This window comes from Nakamurella sp. GG22 (assembly GCF_052976845.2).
Genome location: NZ_JBRIIO020000001.1, coordinates 489,952 through 511,402 on the forward strand (window position 1 = coordinate 489,952; position 21,451 = coordinate 511,402).

The following is a 21,451-nucleotide window of genomic DNA, read 5'->3' on the forward strand; positions in this document are numbered from 1 at the left end:
CGGAGATCCACCGACGGAGCACTGCGGGGTCAGACATGACATTCGACGGATTCAGCCCGGCAGAGCGCGCCTACCTGGCCGGCCAGCGATTGGGCCGGCTAGCGACCGTGTCGCCGGACGGGGTCGTCGGCAACGCCCCGGTGGCGTACTTCGTGCGCAGCGATGACACGGTCGACATCGGCGGAATGCGGATGGGGTCCACGAAGAAGTTCCGCAACGTCGCCGCCGGTTCCCGCGTCGCCTTCGTCGTCGACGACCTCCGGCCGGGCGAGGGCTGGCACCCCCGGTACCTGGAGATCCGGGGCACCGCCGAGGCGCTGACCGACGTCGACCCACCGGCCCGCGGGTTCTCCCGCGACATCATCAAGATCCACCCGGACTGGGTGCGCTCGTTCGGCCTGGACGACGACGGACCCTGACAGGGCCGGCCCGGCCCGGCCCGGCAGCTCACGCCTCGAGGGTCGCCTGGATCGCGTCGAGGTCGCGCACGGCGTAGCGGTGGTGCTCCCACTCCTCCTCGAGGATCACGTGCAGGCAGGACAGCGTTGTCTCCGGATACGCGGGGGCCCAGGGGTTCTGGCGAGTCGTCGCCAGCTCTTCCGGTGTGACGGCGGCGAGGAAGTCGCGCACCATCGCCACCCTGCCGGCCCGTGCATCGAGCACGTCCGCGTAGGACGGCGTGCCGGTCACGAAGATCGACAGGTCCATGCCGTCCTCCGCGGCCTCGGGACCGGCCTGGCCGAGTGGGTGGAACGGCTGCTCGACCTCCATGACCGCCCGGCCCAGCCACGCGTCGGTGGCCAGCACCAGGTGTCGGAGCGTCTGGGCGAAGGACCATTCGCCGCCGACCGAGATGTCCACCGTGCCCGCCGGCATCGCGGCGACGCGCTCGAGGGTGACGGCCCAGGTGCGTTCCAGCGCCGCCCAGGCCGACTGCAGGCCGGCCGGATCTCCCGCACGCCGGTCGGCGCGCCCCGGAAAGCGGCGGTTGAGTTCCGCGTCGACGAACCCGATGACGTCGACGCCGTTGATGCGCAGGAAACTGTCGCCGTCGAAGAGCCACGGCGCGTCGATGTCCGCCTCCTGCAGATCGACGCCCCGCATCACGACACCGGACAGGTCGGCCCTGATGAATCGGGCGCCGCGGAGGTTGGCCGCGAGGAACTCCGCGCCCTGCAGGTCGTCGGACCGGGTGAAGGTTGCCATCGATGCTCCTCGTCACGTGCCCGTTCAACGGTCGGCCCGGCCGACGATAAGAGATGGCTGCCGAACCGCGCACGACGTCCACCCATTCGCGCTGCTGCTTTCTCGTGTGCGGGCGTCGGCACCGCTCGCGACACCGGCGAGCCGTCCGACAGGATGGCGGCATGGCGTACCTCCCCGACCAGGACGACCCGTCCCCGCGGCTGAGCACGGCGATCGTCCTGAGTACCACCGAGGACGACTGCACCGTCGTCGCCGCGGATCGGCGGCTGACGGTGCCGTTCGCCCCGCCCTTTCCCCGGCCGCGGGTGGAGCGGGTCGCTCCCGGTCACCTGGTGGCCCTCGCCCGCCCGACCGGCGGCGACGCCGTCGTGGTCTGGCGCTGGTTCGACGCGGTCGTCCTCGGTGCGTCCGACTCCGGCATCACACTGTGGGAGCCGCTGCACCGATCGGTGCTGGCGGTGCCGCGGGACCCGGGCCGCAGCTACCGAGTCGGCAGCAGGGCCTACGCCTCGGCCGGACTACCCGGCGCGGACTGGTGGGTCGCGGGTCCCGCCGTGGACCGCGCCGAGGACGCCGACGTCGACCTCGACGCGGTCGAGCAGTTCTTCACCGAACTGGGGCTCTGGGCGTCACCGGCCTGACATGTCCTGAGCCGGCCGCGCGAGCTGCGGCAAGCCGGCCGCGCGAGCTGCGGCAAGCCGGCCGCGCGAGCTGCGGCAGACGATGTGACCTCAGTGGTCCGCCGGCCCGTCCGCCTTCGTCGGCTCGTCCACCTTCGCGGGCTCGTCCACCTTCGCAGGCTCGTCGGCCTTCGCCGAGTGTCCGGCGGACTTCTTGCCGATCGGGAGCAGATGGATCACCGTGACGACGATGGCGCCCACGATCAACCCGAGGACGGCCGAGAAGAACGTGTTGGTGAGCCAGCCCAGCGCGGCACCGAGGCCGCCGGTGGCGTCGTGGACGGCCACCTCGATGTGGTGGACGAAGTCGTACGGCGCGTGCAGGCCGAGTTCATCGGCACCGACCAGCAGGATGTGACCGCCGACCCAGAGCATCGCCACCACCCCGACCCAGGACAGCGTGCCCAGCACGATCGGCATGGCCTTGACCAGCCCGCGCCCGAAGCCGGCGACGGCACGTCCGGGACGCTTCGCAAGCGCCAGCCCGGCGTCGTCCATCTTCACGATCAGCCCGACGGCGCCGTAGACCAGCGCCGTGATCAGCACGGCCACCACGGCCAGGATGACGCCCCTGGCCACCAGTCCCTCGCTGGCCACCTCGTTGAGGGCGATCACCATGATCTCGGCGGACAGGATGAAGTCGGTGCGGATGGCGGCCGACACGACCCGCTTCTCGTGGGCGCCGGCGTCGGCCTCGGTCGCCTCTTCTGGGTCCTGCGCCTTCGCCTCGTGCCCGGAGAACTTCTCCCACAGCTTCTCGGCACCCTCGTAACAGAGGTAGGTGCCGCCCACCATCAGGATCGGCGTGAGCAGGAATGGCGCGAACTGGCTCAGGATCAGCGCCACCGGAAGGATGATGAGCAGCTTGTTGCGCAGCGATCCCTTGGCGATGCGCCAGATGATCGAGAGCTCCCGCTCCGGTTTGAGGCCCTGCACGTAACGGGGCGTCACCGCCGCGTCGTCGACGACCACCCCCGCCGCCTTGACGCTGGCCCGTCCCGCACCGGCCGCGATGTCGTCCAGCGACGCCGCCGAGAGTTTGACCAGGGCGGCGACGTCGTCGAGAAGGGCAAACAGTCCGCTCATGCCGGTCATCGTGACATCTCCGCCGCCTCGGCGCGGAGGGGCCCGGGTCACTTTCTCCTGCGACTGTCAGCGCAAGGCCCCGTAACGGGCGGAACCGGTCAGCGCGGGCCGGGACGCGGGCGTGGGCGCAGCCGGATGCCAGGCATCTCCGGCGCCGGCAGCGGGTTGCCCGGGTAGTCCGCGACCCGCCCGAACACCGTTGACGGCGGGCGGTCGGCGGCGAAATCACCGATCTCGGCCTGCCATTGCCGCCGGTACTCGACGACCTCCTCATGCGAGCGGCCGATGAAGTTCCACCACATCAGGATTTCCTCGTCGAGCGGCAACCCGCCGAGCAGCACCACCCTGGACGGCGTCGACCCAGCCCTGAGCACCAGCGAGCGGGTACCGGGCGGCAGGTAGGCGAGGGACGCCCGGCCGGCCGGAGTATCGCCGACCGTGACGTCGCCGGTGTCCACCAGGACACCGTGCTCGTGTGCCGTTTCCAGAGGGAGGTCCACCGACACACCCGGCTGCAGCACCAGTTCCGCGCCGAGCAGCGGGGAGTGGGTCGTCGCCGTCGAGGTGACGCCGAGCCAGGACCCGATGAACACCCGGCAGCGGAAGCCGTCGCCGTCCACCACCTGAGGCAGCACGTGCTCAAATGTGGGCGCGACGTCCCTGGCCGCGGCCGGCAGCGCCACCCACAGCTGAACGCCGTGCAGCACTGAGGTTGCCGGGGTGGACACCTCGGCATGGGAGATCCCGCGGCCGGCCGTCATCAGGTTCAGCTCGCCGGGCCGGACCATCGCGTGGGAGCCGACGCTGTCGCGGTGCTCGATCTCGCCCTCGAACAGCCAGCTCACGGTCTGCAGCCCGGTGTGCGGGTGCGGCGCGACCGTCATCCCACCGGTCTCGGCGACCTGCTGCGGACCGTAGTGGTCGGCGAAACACCAGGCGCCGATCAGCGAACGGGTCTTCTGCGGGAGCGTCCGGCGGACGGTGATCGCCCGCAGGCCGCCGAGCGGCACGTCGCGCGGCTCGAGGATCTCGACGGGACTGGCGGAGGCGGTGTCGCCGGTTCGATCCGATCCGGTTCGACAGACGACCTCGTCCGGGTGCACGTCCACATTCGTCACGATTGGAAGGGTAGTCCCGCTCGCCGCCGCGGGGCCTCAGCCGATCCGGACGCCCACATCCAGCATGGTGACCCGCAGGACCAGGGCCGCCTCCGGGCCGACGACGCCGTCGACGAGGGTCAACAGGCGGTCGACAAATGCCGCGCCGTGCGGGATCTCGATGGTGTCCGCCAGGTGATGGGACAGCTCGTGCAGGATCACCAGCTCCCGCAGCGCCCAGGTAGAACCAGCGCGGTGACCGGGCACCGCCATGATCGCGCCCGGCCGCAGGTAGTGCGCCTGAGCGCCACCGGCACGCTCCCGGACCGTGACCTGGGTGCCGGACCGCCGCCAGTTCGCCGCCACCCAGCGCAGCGCGAGCACCTGGTCGACGTAGCGCTGCACCGCGTCGATGGTCCCGAACTTGCGCTCGACGGGGAGCGTGACGTGCGACCCGGCGAGCTCGATGATCGGGTAGTCGGCGGACCGGTCGAAGATCCGGTGCACCAGGTGTTCGGCGTCATAGACCTTGGACCGCTGGAAGTCTCGCAGCGGATTCGACGGTTGTCCGGTCCGCGCGGCGGTCGACCGCGTTCGGGTCGTCATCCCGGACACCGGTCCAGCGGGGGTTCGACCTGTCCTGAGCACAGCGGCCATACTGCCACGCGTCATTTCCCGCCGATGCCGGCCCGCTCCCCGCCGATCGCGCGGTCGGCCCCGAGCCTGGCCTGCCGACCCGCGCGGTCCCCGGCACGGCGCGACCGTTCCGAATAACCGGCCGTCGCCCGGTTTCCGCCCCATGACCCGCGGGCCGTGGAGTTGGCCTTGTAGTGGTCGACCAACTCGACCTCGCGGTCGCGCAGCACCAGCGCGACGCCGGAGCGTTCGGCGGCGGGCAGTTCGGCGACCATCTGCTGCTCGGTGTCCTGCCGGGCCTGGGTCAGCCGCTCGCCGATGCGGGCCGCGAACGCCTCCTGGAAGTTGATCCTGGCGGTGGTGGCGTGCACCGGGCGGGACTCGAGCTCGTACGCCTCGCTCCACCGCCCGTACCGGCCGGAGCCGGGCACCTTCACCCGCTTCGTCACCAGTTCCCGCGCGTAGTCGCCGGACTTGATGTACGCATCGGAGGCCCGCACCATCTGCACCACCAGGGAGGCGTACAAGGTTTCCACCATGTCGATGTCGGTGTCGAAGCCGTAGGCGTAGACCCTCGAGGAATCGCGCGCGATGTCGCAGGTCAGGTTGTTGGCCCGGCCGATGGCCAGGAACAGCTGGACGTAGGTCCGCAACCCGCGCTTGCCGGACTCGCCGATGACGATGGACCGCTGCGTCGGGACCGCCCGGCGCTCCTGCCGGTGGGTGTGTGCACGGGCGACGGCCAGGTCGACCGATGCCAGGGTTGCCAGTCGCTGGGCGGCCTGCAGGTAGGCGTCGGCCTCGTGTTCGTTGTCCGTCCCCTCGGCCTTGCGCAGCAACGCCGCAATCCGGGTCAGGTCTTTGTCGCTCACCGTCGTACTCCCCAGGTCGGTCCCTCTTGACTCACCTGGCCAAGCTTGCCAGCGCGCACCGACACCAACGCCCGAGTGCCACGGCAGCAGGGACTTTCGTGAGGAAAGTCCCTGCGGACGTGGCACTGGGCGGGCCGCGCCGACCGAGCGGCGATCACGAACAGGTCAGGTGCGCAGGTGCGCGAAGACGACGGTGTTGTCCCGGTAACTGCCCTTGGCGGAGTCGAAGTCGCCGCCGCAGGTGATCAACCGCAACTCGGGGCCGTCGGTGTTGCCGTAGACCTCGAGGGTCGGGAACGCGTCCTTCGGGTACGACGCGACCTTGTCGACGACGAACCGCACTGTCGTACCGTCCGCCCTGTCGACCTCGATCTCATTGCCCGGGGCAACAGCACCGAGCTCGAAGAACACCGACGGCCCGTTGGCCGCACTGTCGATGTGCCCCTCGATAACGGCAGGGCCGACGGCTCCCGGAGCGGGGGATCCGGTGAACCAGCCGGCCTTGTCGTAATCCGGCCCGGGCTGCGGCACCTCGAGGGTGCCGTCCGGGTTGAGCCCCAGCTTGATGAGGTCCGACTGGACCCCGATCGCCGGGATGCGCACCGCCACCGGCTCGGCGACAGTGACGGCCGGCGCCTCGATCGGATCGGCCGGTGCGGGAACCGCCGCCTTCGGCCGAGCGGTGGTCGTGGCACCCGGAGCATTCGAGCCAGCGGGAGCCTTCGAACCAGCGGGAGCCTTCGAACTCGCTGGAGCCGACGAACGAACAGGAGCCTTGGAACTCGCAGGAGCCGACGACAACGGCTCAGAAGAGGAAGACGACGAGGCCGGCGTTGGCGCCGACTCCTGGTTGAGCAGCCCGACCGTCAGGGCCGCGCCCCCGCCGATCAGCAGGACCGCCGCGACGATCGACAACAGCCTGCCGCGGCGTGGGGCACCGGATTCGGTGCCCTGGTGCCCCACGCCGCCGGTCATCAGTTCTGGCTGCCGCTGGCGCGACGGTGAGCGATCAGTGCGACGCCACCGACGAGGGCCAGACCACCGGCGGCCAGCAGGCCGACGTTCTCGACACCGGATGTGGATCCGCCACCGGTCTCGACGCCGCCGGCAGGCATGTCCGCCATCTGCGACACGGTCAGGACCCCGCACAGCGCCGGGTCGGTTGCCTCGGTGGGCAGCGTCGGGTCGAGATCGGACTTCTTGTCGCCGCTGTACTCGCCATCGTGGTTGTGATCGACGCCGTGGATGACGACCACCGCCTCACCGCTCTGCACCGCGCCGGCCACCGCCTCGGTCACCTCGATGGATCCGCGCTCGTAGTTCAGTTCGCCGGCGGGGGCGGTGTCGAACCTGTCGATCGCCAGACCCGAGGCCGGGGAGGTGTCGCCTGTCTTGGTCAGCGACACCACGATCTCACCGTAGGCCGGTCCGCCCTCGGTGGTGTTGAGGTGGCCGTCGTCATCGGTGTCGTCGCTCAGGGCCGGGCACTCGTGGCGGGCCTCGGCCCCGAAGTGGATGTGCGCCGCGTGCGGCTGGTCCGGCAGCAGGCCGGTGGCGGCCATGTCGACCGTCAGCAGGGTGCCGTCGACGGTGACCATCGCGGTGCCGCTGCCGACAACGCCGTTCCCGGCGACCGGCTGCAGGTCGGCCTGCACGCTGCCGCTCGCGGCGGCTGCTGGTAGCGCGAACGCCACCATGGCAATCAGGCCGAATGCGGCCCCGGTGGCGGCCCTGCGGTGCGTTGTTCTCATGTAGAGATTCCCCTCGACGGCCCGCGGCATCGCTGATACGACGCTGTCGGGATCTAGCAACGCGGTCGTTTCCCGCGTGACGACAGGGGATTCGGCGCGGTGGCCGGCACGGATGGGTGCCGCCGGCCGGTGATTTCCGGCCGGCGGCAGGGATTTCGTCCCGTCCCCCGCCGATCAGCCCGCGCTGCCGCGCATCGACCGGATACCGACGATCAATCCGCCCGCCACCGTGACGACCGCCGCCAACCATCCCCATGCCACCACCGGCGTGCCGACATCGCTTGCGAACAAGGCTCTTTCGGCGTCCACCAGGTAGGTCAGCGGGTTGAACCGGGACGCCACCTGCATCCATTCCGGGCCGGATTCCAGCGGCAGCAGCAGACCGGACAGGATCATCAGCGGGAAGATCAGCGTCTGCTGCACGACCCAGAACATCCATTCGGATCTGCGCACCGCTATCGCCAGCGCATAGCTCAGCGAGCCGAGCCCGATGCCGAAGACGGCCAGCAGCAGCAACCCGATCACCGCGCCCGCCGGATGCAGGGTGAACCCGAACGGGATCATCACCAGCACGATGAGCGCGGCCTGGGCGGCGAGCGGCACCATCTCCTTGAGCGCCCGCCCGACCAGCAGGGCCGGCCGGGACAGCGGCGTCACCAGCATGCGTTCGTGAGCTCCGGTCTGGAACTCGAACAGCAGGTTCGCGCCCACCGTGGAGGTGCCGAACAGGGCGGTCATCACCAGGATCGACGGCACGAACCATTGCCAGACACTGCCGCCGAGAGCTGCGTCCGCCTGACCGCCGAGCGACCCCACCAGCAACGGCCCGAACAGGGCGAGGAAGACCAGTGGCTGGATCATGCCGAAGACCAGCGAGAAGGGGTCGTGCAGGACCGGGCGTAGTTCCCTGGTCATCACCAGGGCGCTGTCGGAGAACAGGGACCGCGGCCGTGCGGCGTCACGGGTGGCTGCGAGTGCGCTCGCGGTGCTCATGCTGCCGCTCCCATCGGTGCCACTGCGGTGGACTCGGACTCGAGCGATGCAGGCGGCCCGCCGGGGCTTCCCGACCCGGCAGACCCGGTCGACCCGGTCGATTCCGCCTCTCGCAGGCTGCGCCCGGTCAGGGTGAGGAACACATCGTCCAGCGTCGGCCGGTGCAGCTGGGCGCTGGCAACCCGGACGCCGGCCCGATCAGCCGCCCTGAGCAACTCCGGGAGCGCGCGCGGCCCGTCGGCAAGCCGCGCGGTGACCAGACCGGCGTCGACGGTGACCTCCCTCGCCCCCGGCATGCCGCCCACCAGGCGGGCCAGTTCGCCGACCCGGTCGGCGGCATCCCGCTCCACCTCGATCTCGATCCGGTCCCCGGCGAGCTTCGCCTTGAGTGCCTCGGCGGTGTCGTCGGCGATCACCTCGCCGTTGTCGACCACGACGACCCGGCCGGCCATCGAGTCGGCCTCGTCCAGGTAGTGGGTGGTCAGCACGATCGTCATCGGAGTTGCCGCGGAGTCCCGCATGCCCAGGATGTGCTGCCACAGGTTGGCGCGGTTCTGCGGGTCCAGTCCGGTGGACGGCTCGTCGAGGAACAGCAGCGACGGGGAGTGCACCAGGCCCATCGCCACGTCGAGCCTGCGACGCTGACCGCCCGACAGGCTGGACACCTTCCGGCCCGCCAGCGCCGTCAGGTCGAGCGCTTCCAGCAGCTCGTCGGCACGGCGCCGGGCGGCGCGCCGGTCGAGGCCGTAGATCAGCCCCTGGGTATACAGCTCGTCGCGTGCTCGCTGATTGTGGCCGGCGGCGTTGCCTTGACCGACGTAGCCGAGCAGCCGGCGGACGCGGGCCGGTTCGTCCACCACATCGTGTCCCGCGACGGACGCCGAACCGCTGGTCGGTGCGATCAGCGTGGTCAGCATGCGCATCGTGGTGGTCTTGCCGGCGCCGTTCGGGCCGAGCACGGCGACGAGTTCCCCGGCGTCGATGTCCAGGCTGATGCCGCGGACGGCGTGCACGGTGGGGGCCTTGCCGATGACGAAATCCTTTGTCAGCGATCGGGTGCGGATCATGGGCTCCTCCAGGAGTTCGGTGCTGCGATGCACTGATCGTGTCGCCCGAAGCGGTCAGGTACTGACCGCTACCTGAGGCATTCTGAAGACATGACGGAGGCAGGGAGTTCCGGAACATCGGCCCGGCTGCTGCGCTTGCTGTCGCTGCTGCAGGTGCGCCGCGACTGGCCCGGCGGGGCGCTGGCCGAGCGATTGGCGGTCAGCCCGCGGACGGTCCGCCGCGACGTCGACCGGCTCCGCGACCTCGGGTACCCGGTCCGGGCCACCAAGGGTCCGGACGGCGGTTACCGGCTGGACGCCGGCACGGACCTGCCGCCGCTGCTGTTCGACGACGAGCAGGCGGTCGCGGTGGCCGTCGCGCTGCAGACCGCGACGTCGAGCGTCACCGGGATCGAGGAGGGCGCGCTGCGTGCGCTGGCGACGGTCCGGCAGGTGATGCCGGCCCGGCTGCGCCAGCGGGTGGATGCCCTGCGGGTGACGGCCGTCCCGCGCGGCGGGGACACCCGGCCGACGGTGGACACCGAGCACCTGATCGCGGTCGGCTCCGCTGTCCGGGCGCGTGAGGTGCTGCGGTTCGACTACGAGACCCCGAACTGGACCGGGGAGGAGCGGCCGTGGCAACCGCCGCGGCGGACCGAGCCGCACCACCTCGTCACCTGGGGTGGACGCTGGTACCTGATCGCCTGGGACCTCGAGCGCGACGATTGGCGCACCTTCCGGGTCGACCGGATGACGCCGAAAACACCGACCGGCCCACGGTTCTCACCCCGCGACCTGCCAGGTGGCGACGTCGCGGCCTACATCGACGCGTCCTTCCGGGGTGGCGAGTGGCCCTGCCGCGGGGAGTTCGTGCTGCACGCACCGGCGGCCGAGATCGCGTCCTGGGTGCGGCGACAGGCGGTCGTGGAGGAACTCGCGCCGGACCGCTGCCGGGTGCTGGCCGGGTCGTGGTCGTGGGACCGGCTGGCGGCCTGGGTGGGCATGTTCGACGTCGACCTGGAGATCGTGGGGCCGGCCGAACTGAAGGACGCCGCCGGCCGGTTGAGCCGGCGGTACGCGAACGCCGCCCGCTGAGGTAGTTCGCAGCGCGTACGTTCGTCGCCTGGCTGACTGGGTACTAGCAGGGCATGAGCACATCCCAGAAAGAGCAGCAGACCCAATACGACCAGGTCGACCCGACCACCAAGTACCCGCAGCCGCCGCAGCCGGAGCAGCAGCAGCCCGCTCCCGGACTGGCCGGCGCGATGGACCCGAAGCCGGACCACGGCGAGCAGTCCTACGTCGGCTCCGGCCGGCTGACCGGCCGCAAGGCCGTCATCACCGGGGCCGACTCCGGTATCGGCCGGGCGGTGGCGATCGCCTTCGCGAGGGAGGGGGCCGATGTCGTGCTGTCCTACCTGCCCAATGAGGAGCCGGACGCGACCGAGGTTCTCGAGTTGCTGAAGGAGACCGGCCAGAAGGTCGTCGCGGCTCCCGGCGACCTGTCCACCGAGCAGGGCAACCTCGACCTGGTGCAGAAGGCGGTCGACGAACTCGGCCACATCGACGTGCTGGTGTCGGGGGCCGGCAAGCAGGTCTACGTCGAGAGCATCGGCGACCTGACCACCGAGCAGTTCGACGAGACGTTCAAGACCAACGTCTACGGCCTGTTCTGGCTGACCAAGGCGGCGCTCCCGCACATGCCGGCGGGCGGCAGCATCATCACCACCTCGTCGGTGCAGGCGTACACCCCCTCGCCCGGACTGCTGGATTACGCCGCCACGAAGGCGGCGATCAACAATTACTCCAAGGCGCTCGCGCAGCAGGTCGCCAAACAGGGCATCCGGGTGAATGTCGTTGCGCCAGGCCCGTTCTGGACGCCGCTGCAGGTCAGCGGCGGACAGCCGGTGGACAAACTGCCGAGCTTCGGCGAGCAGTCCGAGCTGGGCCGCGCCGGTCAGCCGGCCGAGTTGGCCGGCACCTACGTCTACCTGGCGACCGGCGAGTCGAGCTACACCACCGGCGCGACGATCTCGGTCACCGGCGGCTCGCCCACTCCCTGATCGGCACCTTCCCGCAGCTGTCCGCTCGCGGGACCGATCACCGGGATCAGTAACCGCGCAGGCCTGGCGGGGCCCCAATGCAGCATGCAGGTGCCACGGGGGCCGCGCTGGTAGCCGGCGGGGAACTGGCCGGTCAGCGGGTTCCGCGGCCACAACCATCGTCCGGCCACCACGAGCCGCAGCCGATCGCCGGCTCGGAACAGCGTCGACGAAGGGCCGAGCGGCACGGCCACTTCGACCACCTGCCCGGAAGCCAGCGCCTGCAGGTCGGTGAACCTCGGCACGGGTTCGAAGGGCCGGGACCCGACCGGATCCAAAGACCGCAGCGACGTCATGAGCCATCCGGTCGTGACCCGGTCCCGGCCGAAGCCGTAGGACCCCTCGAAGGGGACATACTTTTTGCCGCGCCACTTCTCGACCCCGACGTAGAGGTCAACGTCGGTTGCGCCGCTGACCGAGACGAACAGCGTCAGTGCCATCGGACCGGTCAGCTCGGTGTTGGCGGGCACCGTCCAGCCGATCCGTGCTCCGCTGGAACGGGTGTCGAACGTGATGTGACCGGCGTCGGTGGGCGGCTGCTCTGACAGGCCGCGGCCCGTCAGGAACAGCGGCGTCCAGTTCGTCGAGAGCAGCGGCCACGCCGTCTCGGTCCGGACCTCCGCGACCCGATCCCGGCTCTCCCGGACCTCGAGCCGGACCCTGGACAGCGGGGTGGACGGCGCCGCATCGACACCCAGATGACGGTCGAGGAACGCCTGCTGGACCGCCAGCGCATCGGCGGAATAAAAGGTCGCCCACTTCCCGCCGCGATGCGTGTACAGGTGGCGCTCGGCCGAGGAGATCTGCTCGAACCCGCGGAACGATCCCCGGCTGTGCAAGTTGTTGTCCGAGAAGCTGCCGCATATCAGTGCCGGCACGGTGATGGCAGCGAGGTCGGGGACCAACGAACGCCACCAGTCGTCACGCAGCGGCCGTGCGGCGCTCTCCCTGTCTATCGAATACCGCAGCCGGGCGTTGCGCAGAGCACGGCTCCAGATCTTGACGAAGCCGGTCTCGCGGATCCCGCCGGGCCGGACCAGGTCCCGGTAGGCGTCGGTGAATCCCTCCCACGGAACGATCGCCCGCAGGTGCGCCGGCTGCAGCGCGGCGGCCTTCCATTGCGAGATGGCCAGGTAGGAGACGCCGATCAACCCGACCGCCCCGGTGCTCCAGTCGGCGGTGCCCGCCCATTCGATCAGGTCGCGGACGTCCTCCCCCTCCTGATCAGACAGCAGCGATCCGACGCCGTCGGAGGTCCCCGCGCCGCGCAGGTCGGCGTTGACGACGGCGTACCCGCGGGTCGTCCACCAGGCCGGGTCCGGTGCCTCCCAGCCGGTCAGCGAGGAGATCTCGATCGGAGCCGTCTGACGCAACATCCGGAACTGGAACGGCACCCGGTAGCCGCCGCCCAGCCTGTCCGGGTGCCGGCGCGGCAGGTTGTCCTTGCCGTAGGGGTGCGCGGACAGCAACACCGGGAACGGTCCGGGCCCCGGCGGCCGGTGCACGTTGACCCGCAGCACGGTGCCGTCCCTGGTGACCACCGGGACATCCCGGTCGACGAGCACGGCGCCGGGCTCAGGTTCGGTGATCCGCACCGGCGGCCGCACCAGGGTCCGGAGCCTGGTCAGCGCATACCGCGCGGCGCCCGGCCTGTGCCACGGGCGGTCGAGGGCCGGTGCGTCCGCTGCGGTCGTCATGCCGTCAGTTCACCGCACCGGGGCGGCTGCACGCCTGCGGAACGCCGAAGGCCCCGCGGCTGTGGATGCCTGCGGGGCCTTCGACGTCTGTCTCAACCAGAGTGGGCAAGGGGGGAGTTGAACCCCCACGTCCTTTCGGACACACGGACCTGAACCGTGCGCGTCTGCCATTTCGCCACTTGCCCGAGTGACGCGGAACAGGCTAACACGCTGCTCGGAGGGTTCCGAACCCGCCGACGGCCGCCGGGTACAGCTGCCGTGGTTACGGTTCGGACCGTGCGATCCATTGCCGGGAGCGGCTCCCACGAGCTGGAGATCCAGCGCTCCCGCTTCGTCTGCAGCCTGGCCCGGGTGCGCACCGTCAACGAGGCCGCGGCGTTCATCGCCGACATCAGAAGGCAGAACTGGGCCGCCACGCACAACTGCACGGCGTTCCGGGTCGGACCCGGCGGGGCGGAGCAGCGGTCGAACGACGACGGCGAGCCCGCCGGCACCGCCGGCGTCCCGATGCTCGAGGTACTGACCCGCCGCGAGCTGACCGACACCGCCGCGGTCGTCACCCGTTACTACGGCGGCGTCAAACTCGGGGCCGGTGGGTTGATCCGCGCCTACGGCCGCTCGGTGGCCGAGACCGTCGACGCGGTGGGCACCGTGCGACTCGTTCCGCACGTCACCGTGACGGTGACCGCCGCCCACGCCGACGCCGGCAAACTGGAGAACGAGCTGCGTTCCGCGGGCCGCCGGATGGTCGACATCGAATACGGCGCGGACGTCCGGCTGACGGTGCACGTCCCCGAGCAGCAGGTGCCGGCCTTCGTCGGCTGGGTGGCCGATCACACCGGCGGCCGGGCCAGCGCGGTGCCGGGAGCGCTCGAACTGGTCGACATTCCGGACTGAGATCGCGGATCGGTCGTCCGGGCGGCCGATCCGGCCTGGCGGCGCTGAGCAACCGGTCACCGCCACGGGCGTCCCTACTACGATCAACGGTTGACGGTGCGCCCGCCAACCCGCGCGCCATCGTGCGGCAGCACGGGAGCGATCAGCGGCGCAGCGGCGGAAACGACACGTTCGCCGCTGCCCACCTACGGACCGGACGGGGAGGTGACGATGCGCGTCATCCAGAGTTTCGAACGTCGACTGCAAGGCGCTGTCGGCAACACCTTCGCGCGGTTGTTCGGCGGATCGGTGCAGCCCGCCGAGGTCGCCGACGCCCTCCAGAAGGAAGCGGCCGAGCACGTCCAGCACCAGGGCAACGCGGCGATCGCGCCCAATTCCTACCGCGTACGGCTCGGCCCGACCGATCGGCAGGGTCTCGGGGCCGACGAAGTGAGTGTCGCCTCTGCGTTGTCGGACATGATCCGGGAGTATCTGGACGAGCAGGGATGGCAGACCTTCGGGGACGTTGCCGTCACCCTCGAGCAGTCCGAGTCCCTGCACACCGGGCAGTTCCGCATCAGCTCGATCGTCGACCCGGACGTCGGTCGCCGATCACCGCAGGCAAGGTCAGGAGTGGGACGCATGAGCCAGCCACCAGGCGAGTCCGACCGCAATCCCCGGCAACCGCCGCCCGGGCGCGATCCGCGCGATCCGCAGCCCGACCAGCAGGGTGGCTGGCAGGGTCAGCCGTACCCCGGCCAGCAGAATCCCGGCTACCCGCCACAGCCGTACGACGCCCCCGGTTACGGGCAGCGGGTCTGGGACCAGCAGGGTCAGCAGTGGGAGCAGCAGTACGGTCAGCAGCCGCCCGGCGGGCCGCCGGCCGGCCAGCAGGGCCCCCCGCCCGGCTACCCCCACCAGGATTACCCCCAGCAGGGCTACCCGCAGCAGCCGTACCAGCAGGGGCCGCCGCAGCAGTGGGGCGATCCCGGCTACCAGCAGGGCGGGTACCAGCAGAGCCCGTACGCGGGCGGCCAGCAGTACCCCCAGGGCTACGGGCAGCCCGGTTACGGGCAGAACTACGGCCTGCCGCCGGCGCCCCAGCAGGAGCTGACGGCCACCCTGTCGATCGACGACGGTTCCGGCCGCAGCTACCAGCTGCAGCGCGGGTCGAACGTCATCGGTCGCGGGCAGGACGCCGCCTTCCGGCTCGCCGACACCTCGGTGTCGCGCCGTCATGTCGACGTCTACTTCGACGGCCAGACGGCTGTCCTGCACGATCTCGGGTCCACCAACGGGACCACCGTCAACGGATCCTCCGTGCAGACCTGGCAGCTCGCGGACGGCGACGTGATCCACATCGGTCATTCCACGGTCGTCTTCTCCGGCCGGTACTGACCGGTCGACAAAGGACAACCAGGTGCCGGCACTCATCCTCCAGCTGACCAGGATCGGATTTCTGATCCTGCTCTGCCTGTTCGTGCTGGCCGCGATGCGGGTGATCCGTTCCGATCTGCGGTACGCGGCGGATCCCAGGGGTGACGGCGGCGGTCGGTCGCGCAGTCGCGGCGACGAGCAGCGGCAGGTGACGCAGGGCCGGCTGCACCCAACGATCCTGGTCGTGACGGCGGGGACGCTGGCCGGCACCCGGCTGCGACTGGGGCCAGGCCCGATCCTGATCGGCCGGGCCGAGGATTCGACCCTCGTGCTCGACGACGACTACGCCTCCACCCGGCACGCCAGGATCACCCAGCAGGGCTCCGAGTACTTCCTCGAGGACCTCGGCTCGACAAACGGCACCTACCTCGACCGCGCGCGCATCACCACGCCGACCCCGGTGCCGATCGGGGTACCGATCCGCATCGGGCGCACGGTTCTCGAGCTGCGCCCATGACGCATCAACTCGTCTACGCAGCGCGCAGCGATCGGGGGCTGATCCGCTCCAACAACCAGGATTCGGTCTACGCCGGCAGCAACCTGCTCGTCGTCGCCGACGGCATGGGCGGGCACGCCGCGGGCGACATGGCGTCCAGGCTGGTGGTCGCCGCGTTCGTTCCGCTCGACTCACGGGATGCCGGCGGGGACCTCTTGCGGGCGCTCGCCAGGGCCACCCGGGACGGCAACAACGCGATCGCCGAGGTCGTACACGAGAAACCCGAGCTGGACGGGATGGGCACCACCGTCACCGCCCTGCTGTTCGACGGCGGCCGGCTCGGCATGGCCCACGTCGGCGATTCCCGCGCCTACCTGTACCGGGACGGCGTGCTGCACCAGCTCACCCACGACGACACCTTCGTCCAGTCGCTGATCGACGACGGCCGGATCACCCAGGAGGAGGCCACCCACCACCCGCAGCGCTCGTTGCTGCTGCGCGCCCTGAACGGGACCGAGGTCGACCCGTCGCTGACGATCCGTGAGGTCACCGCCGGCGACCGGTACCTGATCTGCTCCGACGGGCTGCCCGGTGTGGTGTCGGCGGAGGCGATCGCCGAAGCGCTGGCGAATCCGGACCCTGCCGCGACCGCGGATGCGCTGATCCAGCTGGCCCTGGTCGGCGGCGGCCCGGACAACATCACGGTCATCGTCGCCGACGTGATGGACACCGGCGTCGGCACCGGCCCCACGGAGGCGCAGGCCACCGTCGACCCCGACGCGACGGGACCGATCGGCACCGTCGCCTCGGTGCGGATGACGGCCGAGATGCCGCGCGTGCCATTGCCTGCCATCCCGGAGGACGTGCCCGCCCGTCCCGAGTACGTCCCTGCCGACGAGGACCACCTCGACGCCCCGCTCGGGTCCGACTTCGACCAGCGCGGCCGCGGGCTGTCCGGTCCCCCGGCACGGCGATCCAAGCGCCGGCGCGGCGCCATCATCGGCGGTCTCGCGCTGGTGGTGCTGGCGGTCGGGGCCATCGCCGGATCATTCTTGTGGGTGCGCAGCCAGTACTACGTCGGGGTCAGCAACGGGCAGGTCGCGGTGTTCCGCGGGGTGGACGGGTCCGTCCTCGGACTGCAGCTCTCGTCGGTGCAGGAAGGGTCCTGCGAGCCCGGGCTCAACGGCTGCATGCCGCTCGAGGTGGACGACCTGGTGCCGTCGGCGCGCGCCCAGGTGGTGGCCGGGATCCAGGCCGGAACCCTCGACGACGCCCGCGGCGTGATCACCCGGCTGGCCGGCCAGATGCTCCCGCCGTGCCCCACCCCGCAGCCGGCGCCGCTGCCGCCGGGCAGCACGCTGAGCACGTCAATTGCGCCCAGCACCACCACCGGCTCCGGCAGCGCGACGCCGAGCAACACCGCAAGCCGATCGGTCGGCACCGCTCCGGGTGGGTCGATCCCGCTCGGGGCGCCGAGCGGATCGACCACGGCGCCCCGCAGCTCGGGAGCGACCGCATCCTCATCGGGCGCGGCCCCGTCGACGGCCACCGGGCTGTCCGGGGAGATCGGTTCCGGCCTCATCCCGGGTGCGCCCGGCAGCGGGACCGCCAGCGGCACCGCGTCGACCCGCACCACGACGGCTGTCTCACCGACCGGATCCAGCTCACCGACCGGATCGAGCGGCACCCCGCTGCCCACCCGCGCACCCGAGCCGGGTGTGACCTGCCGGGTGGTCAAGTGAGCGCGAAGGCAGTCCCCGGCGCCGAGGTTCCGGCCGGCCGGAAACGGCCGACGGGTCGGGCGGCAGAACTGTGGCTGCTGATCTTCGCGGCGGTCGTGGTGACGTCCGCGCTCGTCATCGTCGAACTCAACCAGAGCCGCACCCTGAGCTGGACGCTGGCCTTCTACGGCGGCGGTTACATGGCCGCCCTGGCGATCGCCCACCTGCTCGTCCGCCGGTACGCGCCGTACGCCGACCCGCTGCTGCTGCCGATCGTGGCACTGCTCAACGGGATCGGGCTGGTGATGATCTACCGCCTGGACCTGGCCGCGGGTGTCGCCGCGGCGAACCGCGGCGAGGAGGCGCCGACGCCACAGGCATCCCTGCAGCTGGTGTGGACCGCGGTCGCGCTGGTGTTCTTCCTCGTCGTGCTGCTCGTCGTGCGCGACCACACCGTGCTGCAGTCCTACGCCTACACACTCGCCCTGGTCGGGGTGCTGTTCCTGGCCGTTCCCTCGGTGCTGCCGGCCAGCCTGTCGGAGGTCAACGGCGCGCAGATCTGGATCAAGGTCCCCGGGCTCTTCTCCATCCAACCCGCGGAGTTCGCCAAGATTGCTCTGATCATCTTCGCCGCCGCTTTCCTGGTGTCCAAGCGCACTGTGCTGTCCACCGCCGGGAAGAAGATCTTCGGTCTGGTGCTGCCGCGGGCCCGCGACCTGGGCCCGCTGCTGGTCGCGCTGCTGCTGGCCCTGGCCGTGCTGATCCGCGGAAAGGACCTCGGCACCGCGCTGCTGCTGTTCGGCACCCTGCTGGCGATGATCTACGTCGCGACCAACAGGGTGTCCTGGCTGATCATCGGTGTCCTCGGGTTCGCCGGCGGCGCCTACATCGCGTACCGGCTGTTCAGCCACGTCCGGGTCCGGGTCGACATCTGGCTCGACCCGTTCGGCGACCCGCTCGGCTCCGGTTACCAGTTGGTGCAGTCGCTGTTCGGCCTGGGAACCGGCGGGATCTTCGGCACCGGACTCGGTGCCGGGCGGCCCGACATCGTCCCGTTCGCGTCCACCGACTTCATCATGGCCGCGCTCGGCGAGGAACTCGGGCTCGTCGGGGTGACCGCGATCCTGCTCTGCTACCTCCTGCTGACGGCCCGCGGCATCCGGACCGGGCTCGCGGCGAAAGACGGCTTCGGCACCCTGTTGGCCGCGGGCCTCTCCTTTTCCCTCGCGCTGCAGACCTTCATCGTCGTCGGCGGGGTCACCCGGCTGATCCCGCTGACGGGGCTGACGACGCCGTTCCTGTCCTACGGCGGCTCGTCCCTGCTGGCCAACTACGTGATCCTGGCGCTGCTGGTGCGGATCTCCGACTCGTCCCGCCGGCCCGCGGAGCCGAAGCCCGTCCGCCCGGGCAAGCCGGTGCCGCTCGACGAGGCCAGCACCCAGATGGTGCCGTTGCTCAGCCGCACCGCCTCCGCAGACGCCAACGGGGACCGGCCGTGAAGCGGCCGCTCCGCCGGCTCGGCACGGCGGTCATCGTGATGATCGGCCTGCTGCTGGCCAACATCGCCTACACCCAGGTCATCAAGGCCGACGACTACCGGGCCGATCCGAACAACAAGCGCACCCTGGTCGCCGAGTACAGCCGTCAGCGCGGCCAGATCACCGCCGCCGGGGGCGTCGTCCTCGCCAGGTCGGACCCGGTCGACGACCCCTACAACTACCAGCGGGTCTATCCCGGCGACGCGGTCTACGCGCACCTCACGGGCTACTACTCGATGCGCTACGGACCCACCGGCCTGGAACGCACCCAGAACGACATCCTGTCCGGCGAGGCGCCCGAACTGATCGCCGGGCAACTGTCCGACCTGATCACCGGACGTGACCCGCGGGGCGGCAATGTCGAACTGAACATCGTGCCGGCGATCCAGCAGGCGGCGTACTCGGCGATGGCCGACGACGGGCTGGTGGGCGCCGTGGTCGCGATGGAGCCGTCGACCGGCAAGGTGCTGGCCGTCGTCTCCACCCCGTCCTACGATCCGAACCCGCTGGCCAGTCACTCGGATGCGGTGCAGCGCAAGGCCTACAACGAACTGGTCAGCGCAGATCCGAGCCCGCTGCTGAACCGGGCGACCGCCGCGGTGTACCCACCGGGATCGACGTTCAAGCTCGTCATCGCCTCGGCGGCACTGCAGCAGGGGTACACCCCGCAGACCGAGGTGACGGGCGAGCCGAAGATCACCCTGCCGGACACCGGCGGCGCGACCCTGTCGAACTTCGCCGGCGAGAACTGCGGCAACGGCGGCGGCGGTGATGTGCCGCTGACGGAGGCGCTGGCCTTCTCCTGCAACACGGCGTTCGCCGAGGTCGCCATGAGCCTGGGTCGCGGCCCGGTGCAGAAGCAGGCCGAGGCGCTGGGGGTCGACGGCCAGGAGGAGAACATCGGCCTCGACGTCGTCGGTTCGCGGCTCGGTGACATCCCCGATACCGCGGCCCTCGCGCAGACCGGTATCGGCCAGCGCGACGTCGCCGTCACCCCGTTCCAGATGGCCTGGATCACCGCCACCATTGCCAACCGCGGCGACAAGATGGCCCCCCACCTCATCGCGAAGACGACCAAGCCCGACCTGACGGTGATCTCCCAGCCGGAGCCGGAGTCGCTTGGCCAGGCGATCCCGATCTCGGTGGCCGACCAGGTGCGCGACATGATGGTCGCGTCCGAACAGGAGACCGTCGGGGCCGGCGGCATCGCCGATCTCGTCATCGCGTCCAAGACCGGGACCGCCGAGCACGGCACGGACCCGAAGAAGACCCCGCCGCACGCCTGGTACGTCGCCTTCGCACCTGCCGACGACCCGCAGGTCGCGGTGGCCGTGATGGTCGAGAACGGCGGCAAGCTCGGCCTGGACGCGACCGGCGGCAAGGTCGCTGCACCGATCGGCCGATCGGTGATCGCCGCCGCGCTGGCGGGTGGTCCCTGATGTCCGCGCCCGGCCTGGTGCTGTCCGGCCGGTACCGGCTCACCGCCCGGATCGCAGTCGGCGGGATGGGCGAGGTGTGGTCGGCCGACGACATCCGGCTGGCCAGGGTGGTGGCGCTGAAGATCCTTCGGCCCGAACTGACCGGTGACCCGGAGTTCGTCGACCGGTTCCGTACCGAGGCGCGGATCACCGCCTCGCTGAACCATCCCGGCATCGCAGCGGTCTACGACTACGGCGAGGTCACCGGCGGGGTCGGCCCGTACCTGGGCGGCACCGCCTACCTGGTGATGGAACTGATCCACGGCGAGTCGCTCGCGGCCGTCCTGGCCCGCACCGGACGGCTGCCCACCGACCGCACCCTCGACGTCCTTTCGCAGACCGGCCGGGCGCTGCAGGCCGCGCATGCCCGGGCCCTGGTGCACCGGGACATCAAGCCCGGCAACCTGCTGATCACCCCGGCGGGTCAGCTCAAGATCACCGATTTCGGCATCGCCAAGGTCGCCCACCAGGCGCCGGTCACCCGCACCGGAATGGTGATGGGCACGGCGCAGTACATCTCCCCCGAGCAGGCCTCCGGCCTCGAGGCCGTACCGGCATCGGACATCTATTCGCTCGGCGTGGTGGCCTACGAGTGCCTTGCCGGAGTGCTGCCGTTCCGCAACGAGAACGCCGTCGCGATGGCGCTGGCGCACGTCAGGGAGGCGCCCCGCCCGCTGCCCGCCGACGTCCCGCCCGCCGTCGCGGCGCTGGTCATGCAGATGCTGGCCAAGGAACCGGGCGCACGGCCGGTCAACGGTGCGGCACTCGCCCAGGCCGTCAGCCGGCTGCGGACCGCCGG

At 70.8% G+C, this 21,451-nt stretch carries 21 protein-coding genes and 1 tRNA gene; 11 read left to right on the plus strand and 11 right to left on the minus strand.

The window, feature by feature from the left end:
• Positions 1–35 precede the first annotated feature (35 nt).
• Positions 36–419 carry a PPOX class F420-dependent oxidoreductase gene (locus ACVBEQ_RS02240; RefSeq protein ID WP_447151774.1) on the plus strand — a complete coding sequence of 128 codons (384 nt, stop codon included), beginning with the start codon at positions 36–38 and terminating at the stop codon, positions 417–419.
• A 28-nt stretch (positions 420–447) separates the two neighbouring features.
• Here ACVBEQ_RS02240 and ACVBEQ_RS02245 read toward each other — a convergent pair whose 3' ends face one another.
• Complete coding sequence (locus ACVBEQ_RS02245; protein ID WP_447151775.1) at positions 448–1,206, minus strand: DinB family protein; 759 nt, start codon at positions 1,204–1,206, stop codon at positions 448–450.
• Positions 1,207–1,367: 161 nt separating this feature from the next.
• Here ACVBEQ_RS02245 and ACVBEQ_RS02250 point away from each other — a divergent pair, with 161 nt between their 5' ends.
• The gene (locus ACVBEQ_RS02250) at positions 1,368–1,847 is read left to right on the plus strand and encodes a hypothetical protein (RefSeq protein WP_447151776.1); all 480 of its coding nucleotides are present in this window, start codon (positions 1,368–1,370) and stop codon (positions 1,845–1,847) included.
• 90 nt (positions 1,848–1,937) lie between these two features.
• Here ACVBEQ_RS02250 and ACVBEQ_RS02255 read toward each other — a convergent pair whose 3' ends face one another.
• From ACVBEQ_RS02255 to ACVBEQ_RS02290, 8 genes are all read right to left on the minus strand, one after another.
• Positions 1,938–2,972, minus strand: coding sequence for a DUF808 domain-containing protein (locus tag ACVBEQ_RS02255; RefSeq protein ID WP_447151777.1), 1,035 nt, complete (start codon positions 2,970–2,972; stop codon positions 1,938–1,940).
• A gap of 98 nt (positions 2,973–3,070) precedes the next feature.
• Positions 3,071–4,090 (minus strand): pirin family protein, encoded by a 1,020-nt coding sequence (locus ACVBEQ_RS02260; protein ID WP_447151778.1) that lies wholly within the window; start codon positions 4,088–4,090, stop codon positions 3,071–3,073.
• A gap of 36 nt (positions 4,091–4,126) precedes the next feature.
• On the minus strand, positions 4,127–4,675 hold the full coding sequence (locus tag ACVBEQ_RS02265; RefSeq protein WP_447151779.1) for a TIGR04338 family metallohydrolase: 549 nt from the start codon (positions 4,673–4,675) through the stop codon (positions 4,127–4,129).
• 62 nt (positions 4,676–4,737) lie between these two features.
• Complete coding sequence (locus ACVBEQ_RS02270; protein ID WP_447151780.1) at positions 4,738–5,577, minus strand: DUF2786 domain-containing protein; 840 nt, start codon at positions 5,575–5,577, stop codon at positions 4,738–4,740.
• Positions 5,578–5,742: 165 nt separating this feature from the next.
• Positions 5,743–6,552: a class F sortase gene (locus ACVBEQ_RS02275; RefSeq protein ID WP_447151781.1), complete on the minus strand. Its 810-nt coding sequence runs from the start codon at positions 6,550–6,552 to the stop codon at positions 5,743–5,745.
• Positions 6,552–7,328 (minus strand): hypothetical protein, encoded by a 777-nt coding sequence (locus tag ACVBEQ_RS02280; protein WP_447151782.1) that lies wholly within the window; start codon positions 7,326–7,328, stop codon positions 6,552–6,554. Before ACVBEQ_RS02280 ends, ACVBEQ_RS02275 begins: the two co-directional genes overlap by 1 nt.
• Before the next feature lie 174 nt (positions 7,329–7,502).
• Positions 7,503–8,321 carry an ABC transporter permease gene (locus ACVBEQ_RS02285; protein WP_447151783.1) on the minus strand — a complete coding sequence of 273 codons (819 nt, stop codon included), beginning with the start codon at positions 8,319–8,321 and terminating at the stop codon, positions 7,503–7,505.
• Positions 8,318–9,388, minus strand: a complete 1,071-nt coding sequence (locus ACVBEQ_RS02290; protein WP_447151784.1) for an ATP-binding cassette domain-containing protein — start codon at positions 9,386–9,388, stop codon at positions 8,318–8,320. The genes ACVBEQ_RS02285 and ACVBEQ_RS02290 overlap by 4 nt, the downstream gene beginning before the upstream one ends.
• Positions 9,389–9,478: 90 nt before the next feature.
• Here ACVBEQ_RS02290 and ACVBEQ_RS02295 point away from each other — a divergent pair, with 90 nt between their 5' ends.
• The gene (locus tag ACVBEQ_RS02295; protein WP_447151785.1) at positions 9,479–10,462 is read left to right on the plus strand and encodes a helix-turn-helix transcriptional regulator; all 984 of its coding nucleotides are present in this window, start codon (positions 9,479–9,481) and stop codon (positions 10,460–10,462) included.
• A gap of 53 nt (positions 10,463–10,515) precedes the next feature.
• Positions 10,516–11,430 carry an SDR family oxidoreductase gene (locus ACVBEQ_RS02300; protein ID WP_447151786.1) on the plus strand — a complete coding sequence of 305 codons (915 nt, stop codon included), beginning with the start codon at positions 10,516–10,518 and terminating at the stop codon, positions 11,428–11,430.
• On the opposite strand, the gene ACVBEQ_RS02305 is transcribed toward ACVBEQ_RS02300, so the two are convergent.
• Together ACVBEQ_RS02305 and ACVBEQ_RS02310 are read right to left on the minus strand one after the other, a co-directional pair.
• The gene (locus tag ACVBEQ_RS02305; protein ID WP_447151787.1) at positions 11,379–13,166 is read right to left on the minus strand and encodes a CocE/NonD family hydrolase; all 1,788 of its coding nucleotides are present in this window, start codon (positions 13,164–13,166) and stop codon (positions 11,379–11,381) included. The genes ACVBEQ_RS02300 and ACVBEQ_RS02305 overlap by 52 nt on opposite strands.
• Before the next feature lie 102 nt (positions 13,167–13,268).
• Positions 13,269–13,351 (minus strand) — tRNA-Leu (locus ACVBEQ_RS02310).
• Positions 13,352–13,442: 91 nt separating this feature from the next.
• Between ACVBEQ_RS02310 and ACVBEQ_RS02315 the strand changes: the two genes are divergently transcribed.
• The 7 genes from ACVBEQ_RS02315 to ACVBEQ_RS02345 form a co-directional block, all read left to right on the plus strand.
• Positions 13,443–14,063, plus strand: a complete 621-nt coding sequence (locus tag ACVBEQ_RS02315) for a YigZ family protein (protein WP_447151788.1) — start codon at positions 13,443–13,445, stop codon at positions 14,061–14,063.
• A gap of 96 nt (positions 14,064–14,159) precedes the next feature.
• A complete protein-coding gene (locus ACVBEQ_RS02320; protein WP_447151823.1) occupies positions 14,160–15,440 on the plus strand; it encodes a DUF3662 and FHA domain-containing protein in 1,281 nt (426 codons plus the stop codon).
• Positions 15,441–15,462: 22 nt separating this feature from the next.
• Entirely contained in the window at positions 15,463–15,936 is a 474-nt protein-coding gene (locus tag ACVBEQ_RS02325; RefSeq protein WP_447151789.1) for an FHA domain-containing protein FhaB/FipA, read from the plus strand.
• Positions 15,933–17,657, plus strand: coding sequence for a PP2C family protein-serine/threonine phosphatase (locus tag ACVBEQ_RS02330; protein ID WP_447151790.1), 1,725 nt, complete (start codon positions 15,933–15,935; stop codon positions 17,655–17,657). The genes ACVBEQ_RS02325 and ACVBEQ_RS02330 overlap by 4 nt, the downstream gene beginning before the upstream one ends.
• The gene (locus tag ACVBEQ_RS02335; protein ID WP_447151791.1) at positions 17,654–19,135 is read left to right on the plus strand and encodes an FtsW/RodA/SpoVE family cell cycle protein; all 1,482 of its coding nucleotides are present in this window, start codon (positions 17,654–17,656) and stop codon (positions 19,133–19,135) included. The genes ACVBEQ_RS02330 and ACVBEQ_RS02335 overlap by 4 nt, the downstream gene beginning before the upstream one ends.
• The gene (locus ACVBEQ_RS02340) at positions 19,132–20,613 is read left to right on the plus strand and encodes a peptidoglycan D,D-transpeptidase FtsI family protein (RefSeq protein WP_447151792.1); all 1,482 of its coding nucleotides are present in this window, start codon (positions 19,132–19,134) and stop codon (positions 20,611–20,613) included. Before ACVBEQ_RS02335 ends, ACVBEQ_RS02340 begins: the two co-directional genes overlap by 4 nt.
• On the plus strand, positions 20,613–21,451 hold an 839-nt coding region (locus ACVBEQ_RS02345), incomplete at its 3' end, for a serine/threonine-protein kinase (protein ID WP_447151793.1). The genes ACVBEQ_RS02340 and ACVBEQ_RS02345, both read left to right, overlap by 1 nt.